The following is a 494-nucleotide window of genomic DNA, read 5'->3' as shown; positions in this document are numbered from 1 at the left end:
AGCGACAAACCATTTTGGCTTTCATTTATGGAATATACGGATTAATTGACCGCGGTAATCTTGATGAGCGCTTAATTGAACAGATTGATAAAAAGGCGGAAACGAATTCAATTTTGCGACTTGCCAATCGTTCAAATCGTTTTCATACAGAAACATAAAAAAACAGTTCTTAAAGTTAAGAACTGTTTTTTTAATTAGATTTAACTTGAATCAAGACCGGTATAACGATTGGTTTACGGGCCGTTTTCTTGTAAAGATAGTGGCTTAATTCATCGATTACCGCTTGCCTGATCGACCCTTCGTCGGCGTTGGACGACATCATCGCTTTTCTAATTGTTCCAAAGGCAACTCGACGGCCATCGTTGATTAGATCAACGGATTCCCGCATATATACAAATCCTCGGCTAAGAAGGTCCGGCCCGGAAAGAATCTCTTTGGTCTGCATATTGATTGTTGCTGTGACAATTACCAAGCCGTCTTGAGAAAGTTTTTGT

The 494-nt window shown here is 39.7% G+C and carries 2 pseudogenes; one reads left to right on the top strand and one right to left on the bottom strand.

Annotated elements, in window-relative coordinates:
- A pseudogene (locus tag FF105_RS11635) lies at positions 1–158 on the top strand (ADP-ribosylglycohydrolase family protein); the annotation flags it as partial.
- 32 nt (positions 159–190) lie between these two features.
- Here the strand turns inward: FF105_RS11635 and FF105_RS11570 are convergent.
- Positions 191–494: pseudogene (locus tag FF105_RS11570) on the bottom strand (ribonuclease J); the annotation flags it as partial.

Origin of the sequence: Leuconostoc sp. UCMA20149 (assembly GCF_030400235.1) — a bacterium.
Lineage (GTDB): Bacteria > Bacillota > Bacilli > Lactobacillales > Lactobacillaceae > Leuconostoc > Leuconostoc pseudomesenteroides.
This window is presented reverse-complemented; position numbering and strand designations above follow the sequence as displayed.